This window comes from Nonomuraea sp. NPDC050478, from assembly GCF_044458265.1.
GTDB lineage: Bacteria > Actinomycetota > Actinomycetes > Streptosporangiales > Streptosporangiaceae > Nonomuraea > Nonomuraea ferruginea.
This window is the reverse complement of the sequence record NZ_JBITHT010000009.1, coordinates 23,532-37,962: the sequence shown is the minus strand read 5'-3', so window position 1 is coordinate 37,962 and position 14,431 is coordinate 23,532. Positions and strand designations below refer to the sequence as shown.

Annotated in this window: 16 protein-coding genes; 13 read left to right on the top strand and 3 right to left on the bottom strand. The window is 70.0% G+C overall.

Annotated features, from left to right (window positions below):
• Positions 1-46 precede the first annotated feature (46 nt).
• The gene (locus ACIBF7_RS37670) at positions 47-937 is read right to left on the bottom strand and encodes a peptidylprolyl isomerase (protein ID WP_148031199.1); all 891 of its coding nucleotides are present in this window, start codon (positions 935-937) and stop codon (positions 47-49) included.
• Positions 938-1,104: 167 nt separating this feature from the next.
• Between ACIBF7_RS37670 and ACIBF7_RS37665 the strand changes: the two genes are divergently transcribed.
• From ACIBF7_RS37665 to ACIBF7_RS37625, 9 genes are all read left to right on the top strand, one after another.
• Positions 1,105-1,566, top strand: a complete 462-nt coding sequence (locus tag ACIBF7_RS37665) for a DUF2231 domain-containing protein (protein WP_219543316.1) — start codon at positions 1,105-1,107, stop codon at positions 1,564-1,566.
• 70 nt (positions 1,567-1,636) lie between these two features.
• Positions 1,637-2,881 (top strand): replication-associated recombination protein A, encoded by a 1,245-nt coding sequence (locus ACIBF7_RS37660; RefSeq protein WP_246639258.1) that lies wholly within the window; start codon positions 1,637-1,639, stop codon positions 2,879-2,881.
• A 199-nt stretch (positions 2,882-3,080) separates the two neighbouring features.
• On the top strand, positions 3,081-4,280 hold the full coding sequence (locus ACIBF7_RS37655; protein ID WP_364234437.1) for a hypothetical protein: 1,200 nt from the start codon (positions 3,081-3,083) through the stop codon (positions 4,278-4,280).
• Between the two features lie 453 nt (positions 4,281-4,733).
• Positions 4,734-5,108 (top strand): DUF948 domain-containing protein, encoded by a 375-nt coding sequence (locus ACIBF7_RS37650; RefSeq protein ID WP_219543314.1) that lies wholly within the window; start codon positions 4,734-4,736, stop codon positions 5,106-5,108.
• Entirely contained in the window at positions 5,105-5,335 is a 231-nt protein-coding gene (locus tag ACIBF7_RS37645) for a hypothetical protein (RefSeq protein ID WP_148031203.1), read from the top strand. Before ACIBF7_RS37650 ends, ACIBF7_RS37645 begins: the two co-directional genes overlap by 4 nt.
• A gap of 17 nt (positions 5,336-5,352) precedes the next feature.
• Positions 5,353-8,025: an alanine--tRNA ligase gene (alaS, locus tag ACIBF7_RS37640; RefSeq protein ID WP_364234441.1), complete on the top strand. Its 2,673-nt coding sequence runs from the start codon at positions 5,353-5,355 to the stop codon at positions 8,023-8,025.
• Position 8,026: 1 nt separating this feature from the next.
• Positions 8,027-8,497: a Holliday junction resolvase RuvX gene (gene ruvX / locus ACIBF7_RS37635; protein WP_148031205.1), complete on the top strand. Its 471-nt coding sequence runs from the start codon at positions 8,027-8,029 to the stop codon at positions 8,495-8,497.
• Between the two features lie 717 nt (positions 8,498-9,214).
• Entirely contained in the window at positions 9,215-10,378 is a 1,164-nt protein-coding gene (mltG, locus tag ACIBF7_RS37630; RefSeq protein ID WP_271279477.1) for an endolytic transglycosylase MltG, read from the top strand.
• A gap of 31 nt (positions 10,379-10,409) precedes the next feature.
• Positions 10,410-11,264: a shikimate dehydrogenase gene (locus tag ACIBF7_RS37625; RefSeq protein ID WP_397199270.1), complete on the top strand. Its 855-nt coding sequence runs from the start codon at positions 10,410-10,412 to the stop codon at positions 11,262-11,264.
• On the opposite strand, the gene ACIBF7_RS37620 is transcribed toward ACIBF7_RS37625, so the two are convergent.
• Together ACIBF7_RS37620 and ACIBF7_RS37615 are read right to left on the bottom strand one after the other, a co-directional pair.
• The gene (locus ACIBF7_RS37620) at positions 11,239-11,655 is read right to left on the bottom strand and encodes a type II toxin-antitoxin system VapC family toxin (RefSeq protein WP_364234450.1); all 417 of its coding nucleotides are present in this window, start codon (positions 11,653-11,655) and stop codon (positions 11,239-11,241) included. The two genes, ACIBF7_RS37625 and ACIBF7_RS37620, sit on opposite strands and share 26 nt — an antisense overlap.
• On the bottom strand, positions 11,652-11,909 hold the full coding sequence (locus ACIBF7_RS37615; protein ID WP_148031209.1) for a type II toxin-antitoxin system Phd/YefM family antitoxin: 258 nt from the start codon (positions 11,907-11,909) through the stop codon (positions 11,652-11,654). The genes ACIBF7_RS37620 and ACIBF7_RS37615 overlap by 4 nt, the downstream gene beginning before the upstream one ends.
• Positions 11,910-12,240: 331 nt before the next feature.
• Here ACIBF7_RS37615 and infC point away from each other — a divergent pair, with 331 nt between their 5' ends.
• From infC to ACIBF7_RS37595, 4 genes are all read left to right on the top strand, one after another.
• Positions 12,241-12,828 carry a translation initiation factor IF-3 gene (gene infC, locus ACIBF7_RS37610; protein ID WP_219543471.1) on the top strand — a complete coding sequence of 196 codons (588 nt, stop codon included), beginning with the start codon at positions 12,241-12,243 and terminating at the stop codon, positions 12,826-12,828.
• Between the two features lie 122 nt (positions 12,829-12,950).
• Complete coding sequence (gene rpmI, locus ACIBF7_RS37605) at positions 12,951-13,145, top strand: 50S ribosomal protein L35 (RefSeq protein ID WP_148031210.1); 195 nt, start codon at positions 12,951-12,953, stop codon at positions 13,143-13,145.
• A 23-nt stretch (positions 13,146-13,168) separates the two neighbouring features.
• Positions 13,169-13,552, top strand: a complete 384-nt coding sequence (rplT, locus tag ACIBF7_RS37600; protein WP_148031211.1) for a 50S ribosomal protein L20 — start codon at positions 13,169-13,171, stop codon at positions 13,550-13,552.
• A 70-nt stretch (positions 13,553-13,622) separates the two neighbouring features.
• Positions 13,623-14,426: an RNA methyltransferase gene (locus ACIBF7_RS37595; RefSeq protein ID WP_271279473.1), complete on the top strand. Its 804-nt coding sequence runs from the start codon at positions 13,623-13,625 to the stop codon at positions 14,424-14,426.
• Positions 14,427-14,431: the final 5 nt, after the last annotated feature.

Genomic DNA, 14,431 nt, shown 5'->3' with positions numbered 1-14,431 from the left:
CGGCAGGCGCCCACCGCGGCGCCTGCCGTATCTTTCGCGGCTCCTCTTAGGAGAGCTTGACCTTCTTGATGATGATCGGCGTCTTGGGCGCCGTGGAGCCGCCGTCTCCGGTGATGTCGTCGTCGTTGACGATCACGCCGTCCTTGGCCACCTTGTCGATGATCTCCAGGCCGGAGGTCACCATGCCGAGCACCGAGTAGACCGGGTCGATCTGGGTGTTCTCGTCCGACAGCGAGATGGCGAACTGGCTGCTGTTCTGGCCCGCCGCGTCGGCCGGCTGCGTCAGGAACACCACGCCCCTGCCGTACGGGATCGCGCCCGCGGCCTCGTCGAGGAACGTGTAGCCCGCCGTGCCCTGGCCGTCGGTCGGGTTCTCGCCGTCGGCCTTGGCCTTCGGGTCGCCGCACTGCAGCAGGTAGAGTCCCGACACCTCGGGCGTCACCAGCCGGTGACACTTGGTGTTGTCGTAGAAGCCCTTCTTGGCCAGGAACGCCATCGAGTTCACCGAGCAGGGCGTGAGCTGCGGGTCGACCTCGATGACGATGTCACCGTGGTTGGTCGTGACCGTCATCTTCGACAGCTTCAGGTTCGGCTTCTTGCCCGGCATGCCCACGTACTTCATCGGCACGTCCGAGGTGTCCCGCTTGTATTGGCAGGTCACCGGGCCGGTCTTGGTCGGCGTCGGGAGCGCCGTGATGGGCTCCTCCGTGGGACTGGCGGACGCCGAGGACTCGGCCGCCGCCGGCGTGCCTGGCGCGTTGTTGTTGACCAGGGTCGTCACGGCGAAGATGCCACCGGCCACCACAGCGACGGCCACGCCCGCGCCGATGAAGGTGTTGCGCCTCGCCTTGGACGACTGCTCGGCGGCGCGTTGCCGCTGCCGCTCCTTGTGCTGACGCGCCAATTCGCTCTGGCGGTCGTCGTCGTCGCCGCTCACCGGTATGTCCTCCATCTTTGCCTACACATGACCAAACAACTTCGGGAATGCTACCGGCCCCTGATATGTGCTGGACGTAAGTGACCAGAAGCCACCTGTGTGGCCGGAAGGGTGGGAACCATATCGATCCGGGATTCGTAGTTGAAAACGAAACTAAGGAGCCCCGGATGTTCGATCAGGTTCTCGGCCTGCCCGCACACCCTCTCGTGGTGCACTTCGCGGTGGTGCTGACGCCCATGCTCGTGGCGGTCGCCGTAGCCTACGCCCTCGTGCCCCGCTGGCGGGCCGCGACGGCGTGGGCGGTGACGCTGCTCTCGATCGCCGCCCCCGTGGCTGTCTTCGCCGCCTGGCAGAGCGGGCAGAGCCTCAAGGCCGCCCGCTTCGCCACCGCCGGGGGCGAGCTCGGCCAGCGGATCAGCGCCCACGAGGCGCACGCCGTCCCCCTGCTGCTGTCGGCCGCGGGTCTCGGTTCGGTGTCGCTCGTCCTGGTCTACGCCTCCCGCGGCGACCGGTTCGGCAGGCCCGGCACGGCGGTGCTGTCCGCCCTGACCGTGGTGCTGGCCGCGGTGACGGCCTACTACGTCTTCCTGGCGGGGGACTCGGGCGCGAGAGCCGTGTGGGAGCTGTAACCTCGCGGATGTGGAGAGCTTGTTCGATTCGGCGGCCGAGGAGGCCACACCTCAGCCCCTGGCCGTGCGCATGCGCCCCCGCAGCCTCGACGAGGTGATCGGCCAGCGCCACCTGCTCGGCCCCGGCACGCCGCTGCGCCGGCTGGTCGAGAGCGAGGCGCCGATGTCGCTGTTCCTGTGGGGACCGCCGGGCACCGGCAAGACCACCCTCGCCTACGTCGTGTCCAACGTCACCAAGCGCCGCTTCGTGGAGATCTCCGCCGTCTCCGCCGGCGTCAAGGACGTCCGCGCCGCCATCGACGCCGCCCGCCGCGAGCTCGGCATGAGCGGCCGCCAGACCGTGCTCTTCGTCGACGAGGTGCACCGCTTCAACAAGGCCCAGCAGGACGCCCTGCTGCCCGCCGTCGAGAACCGCTGGGTCACCTTCATCGGCGCCACCACCGAGAACCCGTTCTTCTCCGTCATCTCACCGCTGCTGTCGCGCTCGCTGCTGCTCACCCTCGAATCGCTCGGCGACGACGACGTCCGCGCGGTGCTGGAACGGGCGGTGTCCGACGAGCGCGGGCTCGGCGGACGCGCCACGCTCGCCCCGGAGGCCCTGGACCAGCTCGTCCGCCTCGCCGGCGGCGACGCCCGCAGATCGCTGACCTACCTCGAAGCGGCGGCCCTGCTGTCCGACGACATCACGATCGAGGTGGTGGAGAAGGCCGTCGACAAGGCGGCCGTCCGCTACGACCGGCAGGGCGACCAGCACTACGACGTCATCAGCGCGTTCATCAAGTCGATGCGCGGCTCCGACGCCGACGCCGCGCTCCACTACCTGGCCCGCATGATCGAGGCGGGGGAGGACCCGCGCTTCATCGCCCGCCGCATCGTCATCTTCGCCTCCGAGGACGTCGGCATGGCCGACCCCGCCTGCCTGCAGACCGCGGTCGCCGCCGCCCAGGCGGTGCAGCTCATCGGCCTGCCCGAAGGCCAGATCAACCTCGCCCACGCGGTCATCCACTGCGCGCTGGCCCCCAAGTCCAACGCCGTGGTGAAGGCCATCGGCGCCGCCGTCGGCGACGTCCGGCGCGGCCTCATCGGCCAGGTGCCCGGCCACCTGCGCGACGCCCACTACCCCGGCGCGGCCAAACTCGGCCACGGCGAGGCCTACAAGTACCCCCACGACTTCGAGCACGGCCTCGTCCGCCAGGACTACGCGCCCGAGCAGATCCGCGACCGGCGCTACTACGAGCCCACCCGCCACGGCGCCGAGGCGCCGGTCGCCGAACGCTGGGCGCGCATCCGCGACTTCCTGCGCGGATCCCCATGACCGCGCCGCCTCTGGGCCATGCCGTTCATGGGCATGGGGGTCGCCGGGGCACGCCATCCATGAGCTCGGGGGTCGCGGGGGATGACCGACCACGACGTTCCCAGGGATGCTCGGGAACGACCGACCACGACCTCCATGAACTCGGGGATGCCGGGGGCATGACCGACCACAACATTCCCGATCTCAGGGACGCCCGGTAATGACCGACCACCGCGCAGCCTTCGACGCGTCCATCACCTTCGGCAACGGCGGCGATCTGACCGTCCACGACTTCCGCGTCGACGTGCCCTCGCCCGGCGTCACCGAGGACGAGATCGCCGCCCTGTTCGTGGCCTCACTCGGGCTGTTGATGACCGACGCGGTCGAGCTCTCCAACGTGCGCGTCTTCCCCGAACCGCACAAAGGCACCCGAGGCGGCCCGAGCGACCGCACCGCCCCCGCGGCCTTCCACGGCCGCATCCTCCCTCTCGACACCCCCGCCACCCGCCTGGAACTCCCTGCCGGCGTAGCCGCTCCAGCGGCGCTCACGGGTACCGCAGCCGGCGTAGTCGGTCCTGCCGCAGCCTGCGGGGAGGGTTCGACTGATGTCGAGCGCGTCGCAGTCCGTGGGGAGGCTGCGGTCGGCCCGCTTGGGCCGGCCACAGGCCGAGGGGAGGCTGCGGCGGGTGTGGTCGGGCTTGCCGCAGTCTGCGGGGAGCGTTCGGCTGGTGTCGAGCACGCTGCGGTCCGTGAGGAGGTCGCGGTCGGCATGCTCGGGCCGGTCGCAGGCCGAGGAGAGGCCGCGGCGGGTGTGGCCGGGCTCGCCGCGGCCTGCAGGGAGACCGGAGCTGGTGGGTTTGGATCTGCCGTAGTCGGCGGGGAGGGCTCGGGTAGTGTCGAGCGCGCTGCAACTCCTGCGGAGCCCTCGGCGGGGTCGGACACGGGCCGAGGGGAGGCTTCTGCTGCTGAGGGGGAGGCTGCCGGAATCGGCCCGGAGACGGTGGTTGGTGGCGATGGGCCGTCAGTGACCCGCGAGGAGGCTATTGACGTTCTTGCACGTACGGTCGAGCTTCCCGCGGTGGTGGTGCGTGCCTCTGGGGCGGACTGGGAGACGATCGGCGTCGGTGCTCTGGCGCCCTTCGTCGTCCGCGGTCACGCGGTCCTCCTGCAGACCCAGGCCGGCGAGTGTCTGAGCGAGGCAGCCGCTCGCTGGCTCGTCTCACAGGCTGTCGCTCTGGTCGCCACCGATGCGCGCACGCTCGGCGCATCGCGGAGCCTCCTCCTGGAGGCAGGCATACCCGTCGCCGAGTCCCTCACCGGCCTGGAAGCGCTGCCGCCCACGGGCGCCTGCTTCACCGCTGTCCCGCCTCACGCCGCGTCGGGTGCCACCCCGGCCCGCGCGTACGCCCGCGTCCCGTAGCGGTCCCTCCCGGCGCGATACCACCCGCGAAGGCCGCCACGGGTTCCTGCACCGGCCTCGGCCGCCAAGGGCGCGTCCTCGTCCGCGATCTTCAGCCGGAAGTCTGGCCGGGCGACGATGGTGTCCTGCTCTGGGAGGGGGCAGCCCGCGTACCGGGCAGCGTCTCGAAGGCATCCGCACTCATACGGGGCCGCGTTGCGAAGGCATGCGCACTCGTACGGATCCGAACGGAATTCCCTCAGGGAACTTGGACGGGACCCCAGCCGCCACACCCGCACGGCGAGGAGGCCCATTTCCCGTACCAGAGGAGGGCCGGCGGGACGGGATGGCCGAGGTCAGGACCGGAACGGGCCTGGCACGGCACGTGATCAAGGACTCGGTCATCGCCGACCTCGTCCGCCGGACACGATAGGGTCTTGACGTTCCGGCCCAGCGTACGAGGGAGATGCGCGGATGCTTACCGCTGGAGAGGTCGCCGGGCTGATCGCGGCCACGGGATGGGTGGTCCTGGTCTGCGTTCTCACGATGGCGCTCCTCAAGCTCGCCAGGCTGCTCACCGAGACGACCAAGGCGGTCTCCGAGCTGAACGCCCGCCTGACGCCGCTGCTCGACGACATGAGCCTCACGGTCAACGAGACGAACCGGCAGCTCGTCGCCGTCGAGTCCATAGCCAGGGACGTCAAGCAGGTGACCGGCCACGCCGCCCGGCTCAGCGCCGTCACCCAGACCGTCTTCACCGGTCCGCTGATCAAGGTGTCGTCCCTCAGCTACGGCGTGCGCCGGGCCATCGAGGCCCGCAAGCCGCGCAGGACGGGGCGTCGGCGATGATCAGGCGGCTGTTCTACCTGTCGCTCGGCGCGTTCCTCTCCCTGTGGGTGATGCGCAAGCTGCAGGCGCTCCACCCCAACCACGTCGCCCGCAGGACCGCCCACGGTGCCGCGGGCATGCTCGAACAGGTGAGAGACTTTACTTCTGACGCGCTCGGCGAGGCCGCCGGCCGCGAAATCGAGTTGCGGGCCCGTTTCGGCCTCGACAACCCTGAACACAACGACTAACGCAAAGGACGGCCGCCATGGAGTCGGCAGAGATCGCCCGCCGCTTCCTGCGCTTCTTCGAGGAGCGTGGGCACAAAGTAGTGCCCTCGGCCAGCCTGATCGCTGAGGACCCGACGCTCCTCCTGGTTCCCGCCGGTATGGTGCCCTTCAAGCCGTACTTCCTGGGGCAGCGCAAGCCTCCGGCGTCTCGGCTGGCCACCGCGCAGAAATGCGTGCGCACCCCCGACATCGACGAGGTCGGCAGGACGACCCGCCACGCCACGTTCTTCCAGATGCTCGGCAACTTCTCCATCGGCGACTACTTCAAGGCCGAGGTGATCCCGTACGCCTGGGAGCTGCTCACCAAGCCCGAGTCCGAGGGCGGCTTCGGCTTCCCCGAGGACCGGCTGTGGGCGACGGTCTACCAGGACGACGACGAGGCGTTCGAGATCTGGCACAAGACGGTCGGCCTGCCCGCCGACCGCATCCAGCGGCGCGGCCTGGCCGACAACTACTGGCACATGGGCGTGCCCGGCCCCGGCGGCCCCTGCTCGGAGATCTACTACGACCGCGGCCCCGAGTACGGGCGCGAGGGCGGCCCCGTCGCCGACGAGGACCGCTACCTCGAGGTGTGGAACCTCGTGTTCATGCAGTACCAGCTCAGCGAGGTCCGCTCCAAGGTCGACTTCGACGTGGCCGGCGAGCTGCCCAGCAAGAACATCGACACCGGCATGGGCCTGGAGCGCATGGCGGCGATCCTGCAGGGCGTCGACAACATCTACGAGATCGACACCACCTACAAGATCCTCGACAAGGCGGCGGAGCTGACCGGCACCGCCTACGGCCGTGACCCGCGCACCGACGTGAGCCTGCGGGTCATCGCCGACCACGTGCGCGCCGGCACCATGCTGGTGGCCGACGGCGTCATGCCCGGCAACGAGGGCCGCGGCTACGTCCTGCGCCGCCTGCTCCGCCGCACCGTGCGCAACCTGCGCCTGCTCGGCTCCGGCGACCGGCGGCTCATGCACACCCTGACCGACGTGGCGATCAACGTCATGGGGGAGCAGTACGACGAGCTCAAGACCGACGCGCCGCAGATCCACGCGGTCATCGACGCCGAGGAGGCGTCGTTCCTCGGCACGCTCCGCACCGGCACCGCGATCTTCGACGTGGCCGTCGAGGAGACCAAGCGCAAGAAGGCGGCCACGCTTTCCGGCGAGCAGGCCTTCCAGCTCCACGACACCTACGGCTTCCCGATCGACCTCACCCTTGAGATGGCGGCCGAGCAGGGGCTCAAGGTCGACGAAGAGGGCTTCCGCCGCCTGATGAAGGAGCAGCGCGAGCGCGCCAAGGCCGACGCGGCGGCGAAGAAGATCGGCAACGCCGACGTCTCCATCTTCGGCCGGCTCCTGGAGGAGGCGGGCAAGGTCGAGTTCCTCGGCTACGACGAGACCGCGGCCGACACCACGATCGTCGGCATCCTCGTCGACGGCGCGCCGGTGCCGGCGGCGGGCGCGGGCACCGAGGTCGAGGTCGTGCTCGGCCGCACCCCGTTCTACGCCGAGGGCGGCGGCCAGCTCGCCGACCAGGGCGTCATCCGCACCGGCGGCGCCGAGGTCGAGATCCTCGACGTGCAGTCGCCGATCGGGGGCCTCGTCGTCCACCGCGGCAGGATCCGCAGCGGCGAGCTCAAGACCGGCGACGAGGCGCACGCCGAGATCGACCTGGAGCGGCGGCGGGCGATCTCGCGCAGCCACAGCGCCACCCACATGGTCCACCGCGGCTTCAAGAACGCGCTCGGCGAGACGGCGGCCCAGGCGGGCTCCGAGAACTCGCCCGGCCGCTTCCGCTTCGACTTCACCGCCGCGGGCGCGGTCCCGCAGAGCGTGCTGCGCGACGTCGAGGACGAGGTCAACGCCGTCCTCGTCAACGACCTCAAGGTCAACGCCTTCTACACCTCGCAGGCCGAGGCCAGGGCGATGGGCGCGCTGGCGATGTTCGGCGAGAAGTACGGCGACGAGGTCCGCGTGGTCGAGATCGGCGACTACTCCCGCGAGCTCTGCGGCGGCACCCACGTCCACAGCTCCGGCCAGCTCGGCCTGGTCAAGGTGCTGGCCGAGCAGTCGGTGGGCGCGGGCGTGCGCCGCGTCGAGGCGCTGGTCGGCATCGACGCCTTCCGCTACCTGGCGCGGGAGAGCGTGCTGGTCTCGCAGCTCACCGAGCAGCTCAAGGCGCGCCGCGAGGAGCTGCCCGAGCGCGTCGAGGGCATCGTCACCCGGCTCCGCGCGGCGGAGAAGGAGCTGGAGAAGGTCCGCTCCGCCCAGGTGCTGCAGGTGGCCGGCGAACTCGCGGGCAAGGCCACCGACCTGCACGGAGTGTCCGTCGTGACACACCGCGCGCCTGATGGCACGAACGCCGACGATCTGCGTAAGCTCGCGCTGGACGTACGCGGCAGGTTCCCGTCCGACCGGCCGGCGGTGATCGTTGTCGCCGGCGTCCCCTCCGACCGGCCCGTGGTGGTCGCCGCGGTCAACGAGGCGGGACGCGAGCGCGGGCTCAAGGCCGGACGACTGGTCGGCGTCGCCGCCAAGGCGCTTGGAGGTGGCGGTGGCGGCAAGGACGACGTCGCACAGGGCGGCGGCAGCCGTCCCGAGGCGATCGGCGACGCGCTGCGGCTCGTCGAACAGGCCATCACGGAGCAGCTCGGCTGACATGAGGTTCGGCACACGGCTCGGCGTCGACGTCGGGTCGGTTCGCATCGGCGTGGCGCGCAGCGACCCATCGGGGATGCTCGCCACGCCGGTGGAGACCGTCAAGCGCGGCAAGGGCGACCTCGACCGCATCGCCGCGATCGCCGCCGAGCACGAGGCGATCGAAGTGGTGGTGGGGCTGCCCACGTCGCTCTCGGGGCGCCAGGGCGCCGCCGCGGCGCTCGCCCGCGAGTTCGCGGGCCTGCTCGCGGCCCGGCTGGCCCCGACGCCGGTCCGGCTCTTCGACGAGCGGCTCACCACGGTCGCCGCGCAGCACGGGCTGCGCGCCAGCGGCGTGCGGGCCAAGAAGCAGCGCGGAGTCATCGACCAGGCGGCGGCGGTGGTGCTGCTGCAGGACGCCCTCGACTCCGAACGCGCCACCGACAGGCCGCCGGGCCACCCCGTCACCCCGCCCGGCGACCCCGCCTCATGACGGGCCGCCGGCCACCCCCGCACATCTCACCCACCCATCCGCGCGCCTTCGCGCTCCGGCCTGCCCGGACGGCTTCCCGCGCGCCGGTTCCGCGCGAGGTCCCCGCTGGTCGCGCGGTGGTACGGAAGAGGACGCGCGCAGATGCTTCGTCCGATTCGCCCGGAAACACAGGCGGTTGTGAACGGGTTCGTGTGTGTGCCGTTTTCGGGGGAAGACTCGCATTTGTGAGCAGGACGCCCCTGCCGTTGAAGATCGCTAAAGTGGGCGGGCACGCTCATGCCGGAACGGACGTCTCGTACCGGCGTGTACCCGTCACTCTGGGTGAACCGTCCGCTCGCACGCCAGGCGGCGGACACACAGCCGAGGGTTCGGGCAGCAGGTTTGGTAGCCAACCTCAGGTGCATAGAATCACCCAATTCACCCGCAAAGAGAGCGAGTTCGTGAGATACCGGAAAGAGCCGAACGAGAGACTCGGGACGAACTCATGCTCACCGGGCCAGTAACCGCAGTTCGGGAGGACGTCGCACCATCCAGGCGACCCTTCCGAGCCGGGACACACGCGCTCTTTCCATCCTCTAGCATGGCTACCCACAGTGACCTCGGCCGGTCGTCAGGGCGTGACCGGCGCATCCCCCTCATCCGCTCGGTGACCCCCCGCCGCCAGGCGCTCCCAATCGGCGCCGGGCCAGCAGTACCGGGAGATTGGCCAGCTCACCTATGAACGATCTCGACGACATGGACTTCCTGCTCGGTTCGGATGACGACGACGGCCGCGGCAGGCGCCGGGGCCGGGGCCGCAACGGCCGGCGGGGCAGCAGGCGGCGGCGCCGCCGCAACCGGGGCGGCTTCCTCGCCCCGCTGCTCGCCTTCATCATCCTGGCCGGCATCATCGGCGGCGGCGGCTACTACGGCTACCGATGGGTCAGCGACGCGCTGGTGCCCGACGACTACACCGGCCAGGGCACGGGCGAGGTCGTCATCGAGATCAAGGACGGCCAGAGCGCCTCCGAGGTGGCGCAGGAGCTGCAGCGGCAGGGTGTCGTCGCCAGCGCCAGGGCCTTCACCAACGCCATCGACAGCGCGGGCAAGAGCTCCTCCCTGCAGCCCGGCACGTACAAGCTGCGCAAGCAGATGGCCGCGGCCGAGGCGGTCAAGCTGCTCGACCCGGGCAACCTGATCGTGGCCAAGGCGACGATCAAGGAAGGCCTACGGCTGTCCGACACCTTCAAGCAGCTCGCCGAGAAGACCGGCAAGAAGCCGAAGGATTTCGAGAACGCGGCCAAGAGCGCCGAGGATCTCGGACTGCCCTCGTACGCCAAGGGCAAGCTGGAGGGCTACGTCTTCCCCGCCACGTACGACTTCCAGCCGAAAGCCACCCCGGCCGAGATGCTCGCGCAGATGATCGAGCGGTTCAACCAGACGGCCGAGAAGTTCGAGCTGGAGTCCAGCGCCAAGAAGATGGGCTACACGCCGCACGAGATGATCACCATCGCCAGCATCATCCAGGCGGAGGCGGGCCGTCACGAGGACATGCCGAAGATCGCGCGGGTCATCTACAACCGGATGAACCACGAGCCGGAGATGACGCTGTCGATGGACAGCACGGTCATGTACGCCTGGCGCCGCTACCGCACCAGGGCGACGCACGCCGAGCTGGAGATCAAGTCTCCGTACAACACGTACAAGAACCTCGGCCTGCCGCCCGGCCCGATCGCCAACCCCGGTGACCACGCCATCGAGGCGGCGCTCAACCCCGCCAAGGGGCCGTGGCTGTTCTTCGCCGCCACCGACCCGAAGAGCAACGTCACCAAGTTCGCCACCACCGACGCGGAGTTCCAGGCGCTCCTCGCCGAGCTGGAGCGGAACTCGTCCGGCGGCTGACCCGTATGATGGCGGACCGAAAGGGGGGTGCATGCGAGCTGCCGTGATGGGCTCGCCGATCGCCCACTCGCTCTCGCCGCACCTGCACCGGGCCGCCTACCGTGAGATGGGGCTGTCCGGCTGGAGCTACGACGCGTTCGAGTGCGACGAGGCGGCGCTGCCTGGCCTGCTGCGCGAGCTGCGCCCGGTGCGCGGCGAAGGGCCGGAGGAGCCGGGCACGTGGGCCGGGCTGTCGCTGACCATGCCGCTCAAGCGCGCCGTGCTGCCGCTGCTCGACACCGTGTCCGAGGTGGCGCTGGAGGTCGGCGGGGCCAACACCGTGGTGTTCGCCGGCGGCGCCGCCCACGGCCACAACACCGACGTCCACGGCATCGAGCAGGCCCTGGCCGAGGCGGGGGTGCCCGCGCCGCGCTCGGCGACCGTGCTGGGCGGCGGCGCCACCGCCTGCTCGACCCTGGCCGCGCTGCGCGACCTGGGTCTGCACGAGGCCACGCTGGTGGTCCGCGACCCGGCACGGGCGGGCGAGACGGCGGGCGCGGCCGAGCGGCTCGGGATGGCGCTGGCCGTCCAGACGTTCGACAAGCTCGACACGGTCCTCGGGGTCGACCTGGTGGTCTCCACCCTGCCGGGCGGCGCCGCCGACGCGCACGCCGACCGGCTGGCGGGGGTGCCCGCGCTGTTCGACGTGGTCTACTCGCCCTGGCCGACCCGGGCGGCGGCGGCCGTCGAGGCGGCGGGCGGCATCGTGATCGGCGGTTTCTTGATGCTGCTCCACCAGGCGGTGCGCCAGGTGGAGCTGATGACGGGCCGCGCCGACGTCCCGGTGGCGGCGATGCGAGCGGCCGGCGAGGCCGAGATCCTCAGACGGGCCAGTCGAACGGGTTGACCATCTTCACGGCCAGGCCGTCGAAGTCCTTGACGTTGCGAGTGACCAGCGTGAGACTACGGGCGCGGGCCGTGGCGGCGATGAGGCCGTCGACGACGGGGAGCGGTCGCTTGGAGTGCAGCCGTCCCCACTCTTCGGCCACGTCGGTCGTGATCGGTATGATCCGCGTGCTGAATTCGCGCTGGAGCCTGTCGAGCCAGGCCTCGTAGACCCCGGACTGCGCCGGGTCGCGGCGGCGCAGCTGCTCGACGCCTTTGCGGATCTCACCCAGCACAAGGACGCTCAGGTGCAGGATGGGGCCGTTGGTGCTGTCCAGCCAGGCCTGCACATGCGGGTCTCGCGAGCGCTTGGTCATCTCTGACACGACGTTCGTGTCGAGGAGGTGGCTCACCAGCCGTCACCGAAGTCGACTTCCCGAGGCAGGTCCCGGGAGCGGGTCAGCTCCAAATCGGACAGGTCTGGTCCGTTGAGCAGGAATTCCTTGAAGTCCGGCTGCTCGCCCTTGAACCGGCGGTACTCTTCCATGTCGATGATCACCGCCACGTCCAACCCGTGACGGGTGACGATCTGCGGTCCCTCGTCGTGCGCCTTCCTGACGACCTCGCTGAAGCGCTGCTTGGCCTCCTGAAGCTGCCAAACGCCCATGAAACCCCCCTTCTGTCCAGACTGGACAGAAGTTTACCAGGGAGGCCGCCGCTCACCGGGGAAGATTCGAGGTCGCGCCGGTGTTGTGGTAGCGTAGCTCTCTGATCGGTCCGGCATGCCATTGCTGGACGCGCAAGCGGAGGTCTCCCTCCCACCCGAGCGGCCGAAAGGTGGCCGGGTCAAGGATCACGCCGGACTACTCCGGGGAGCTTGAAGGCCACGATGCCGAAGAGCTCAGTGGCCCCGCATGCGCGACGTGCGGGGCTTTTCGCGTTTTCGCGGGAGCTCCCGGCACGACGAGCACGTAGGGATCGCAAACCTAGGAGGCCCCATCAGCACTGAGCCCCGCATCAACGAGCGTATCCGAGTTCCCGAGGTGCGCCTCGTGGGCCCGAACGGCGAGCAGGTGGGCATCGTGTCCATCCACGACGCACTCAAGCTCGCCCAGGAAGCCGACCTTGACCTCGTCGAGGTCGCGGCGACGGCTCGACCGCCCGTGTGCAAGCTCATGGACTACGGAAAGTTCAAGTACGAGTCCGCGATGAAGGCGCGCGAGGCGCGCAAGAATCAGGCGCACACGATCATCAAGGAGATCAAGCTCCGGCCGAAGATCGACCCGCACGACTACGAGACCAAGAAGGGTCACGTCGTCCGGTTCCTCAAGGCGGGAGACAAGGTCAAAGTCACGATCATGTTCAGGGGCCGCGAGCAGTCCCGGCCCGAGCTGGGATTCAGGCTTCTGCAGCGGCTCGCGCAGGACGTCCAGGAGCTCGGCTTCGTGGAGTCCCAGCCCAAGCAGGACGGCCGCAACATGATCATGGTGATCGGTCCGCACAAGAAGAAGGCCGAGGCCAAGGCCGAGAAGGCCGCCGCGAAGGCCCAGCATGGCAGCGAGGAGCCCTCCAAGCAGGAGGCGTGACCCGCGGCTCGGGTTAGCCTTACTGGCGCACCCCCGAGCAGCCAGACGAAGACGCCGAAGACCGGGCCGGCTCCGCCGCCGGCCCGGCCAGCGGCACGACCGAATTGAGGAGAGACGGCGAGATGCCGAAGATGAAGACGCACAGCGGTGCGAAGAAGCGGTTCCGGCTTACCGGCACCGGCAAGGTGAAGCGCCGCCGCGCCAACCGCGCTCACTACAACGAGTGGAAGTCGTCTAAGCTGACGCGCCGTCTCAAGAACGAGGTCGTCCTTTCCGAGGCCGACACCAAGAAGATCAAGAAGCTGCTCGGCAAGTAGCGCGAACCCCCGGGGAGAATAAAATGGCACGCGTGAAGCGGGCGCTCAACGCCAAGAAGAAGCGCAAGGTCGTTCTCGAGCGGGCAACCGGTTACCGTGGCCAGCGGTCGCGGCTCTACCGCAAGGCCAAGGAGCAGATGCTCCACTCGATGACGTACGCCTATCGGGACCGCAAGGACCGCAAGGGCGCCTTCCGCCGTCTGTGGATCCAGCGGATCAACGCCGCGGCTCGTCAGAACGGCATCACCTACAACCGCCTCATCCAGGGCCTGCGCCTGGCCAACATCGAGGTGGACCGCAAGATCCTCGCCGATCTCGCGGTGAACGACAGCCAGACCTTCGCCACGCTCGTCGAGGCCGCCAAGAAGGCGCTGCCCGCGAACGTGAACGCGCCGGCCGCGGGCTGACCCGAATTCTGCGGGAAGGGCTCACCCGAGTGGTGGGCCCTTTTCCATGCACGCACCCAACAGGAGTGAGATGGCCGGAGCCGAGCTGACCAACGTCCGGTCGCCGCGGGTCAAGGCGGCTCGCAGGCTCACCAAACGCGCCTTCCGGGACCAGGACCGCAAGTTCCTGGCCGAGGGCCCGCAGGCGGTGCGCGAGGCGCTCAAGCTGGACGGGATCACGCTGGAGCTGTTCACCACCGCCGAGGCCGAGGCGCGCCATCCCGAGCTGGTCGGCACGGCCGCCGACCAGGGCGTCCCGGTCCACCGGGCCAGCGGCGAAGTCATGGCCGAGCTGTCGCAGACCGTCACCCCGCAGGGCCTGGTCGCCGTCTGCCGGCCGGTGCACGTGCCGCTCGACGACGCCCTGCCCGAGGCCGCCCGCCTGGTGGCGGTGCTCGCGCACGTGCGCGACCCGGGCAACGCCGGCACCGTCATGCGCGCCGCCGACGCCGCGGGCGCGGACGCGGTGCTCTTCACCGATGCCAGCGTGGATCCGTACAACGGCAAGTGCGTGCGCGCCAGCGCGGGTAGCCTGTTCCACGTGCCCGTGGCCGTCGGCGCCCCGGTCGCGCAGGCCGTGCGCCGGCTGAAGGAGCGTGGGCTGCGCGTGCTCGCGGCGGACGGCGCGGGCCGCCACACGCTCGACGACGTCGACCTGTCGGGGCCCACCGCGTGGATCTTCGGCAACGAGGCGTGGGGCCTTCCCGAAGAGGTGCTCGGGGTGGCCGACGATGTGGTGCGCGTGCCCATCTACGGACAGGCCGAGAGCCTCAATCTGGCCACCGCCGCGGCGGTGTGCCTTTACTCCTCCGCCAGGGCTCAGCGAGTGCCCTAGGCGGC

Coding starts and splice junctions, on each gene's coding strand:
- ACIBF7_RS37665 (WP_219543316.1), top strand. CDS start 1,105: ATGTTCGATCAGGTTCTCGGCCTGCCCGCACACCCTCTCGTGGTGCAC.
- ACIBF7_RS37660 (WP_246639258.1), top strand. CDS start 1,637: ATGCGCCCCCGCAGCCTCGACGAGGTGATCGGCCAGCGCCACCTGCTC.
- ACIBF7_RS37655 (WP_364234437.1), top strand. CDS start 3,081: ATGACCGACCACCGCGCAGCCTTCGACGCGTCCATCACCTTCGGCAAC.
- ACIBF7_RS37650 (WP_219543314.1), top strand. CDS start 4,734: ATGCTTACCGCTGGAGAGGTCGCCGGGCTGATCGCGGCCACGGGATGG.
- ACIBF7_RS37645 (WP_148031203.1), top strand. CDS start 5,105: ATGATCAGGCGGCTGTTCTACCTGTCGCTCGGCGCGTTCCTCTCCCTG.
- alaS (WP_364234441.1), top strand. CDS start 5,353: ATGGAGTCGGCAGAGATCGCCCGCCGCTTCCTGCGCTTCTTCGAGGAG.
- ruvX (WP_148031205.1), top strand. CDS start 8,027: ATGAGGTTCGGCACACGGCTCGGCGTCGACGTCGGGTCGGTTCGCATC.
- mltG (WP_271279477.1), top strand. CDS start 9,215: ATGAACGATCTCGACGACATGGACTTCCTGCTCGGTTCGGATGACGAC.
- ACIBF7_RS37625 (WP_397199270.1), top strand. CDS start 10,410: ATGCGAGCTGCCGTGATGGGCTCGCCGATCGCCCACTCGCTCTCGCCG.
- ACIBF7_RS37615 (WP_148031209.1), bottom strand. CDS start 11,909: ATGGGCGTTTGGCAGCTTCAGGAGGCCAAGCAGCGCTTCAGCGAGGTC.
- rpmI (WP_148031210.1), top strand. CDS start 12,951: ATGCCGAAGATGAAGACGCACAGCGGTGCGAAGAAGCGGTTCCGGCTT.
- rplT (WP_148031211.1), top strand. CDS start 13,169: ATGGCACGCGTGAAGCGGGCGCTCAACGCCAAGAAGAAGCGCAAGGTC.
- ACIBF7_RS37595 (WP_271279473.1), top strand. CDS start 13,623: ATGGCCGGAGCCGAGCTGACCAACGTCCGGTCGCCGCGGGTCAAGGCG.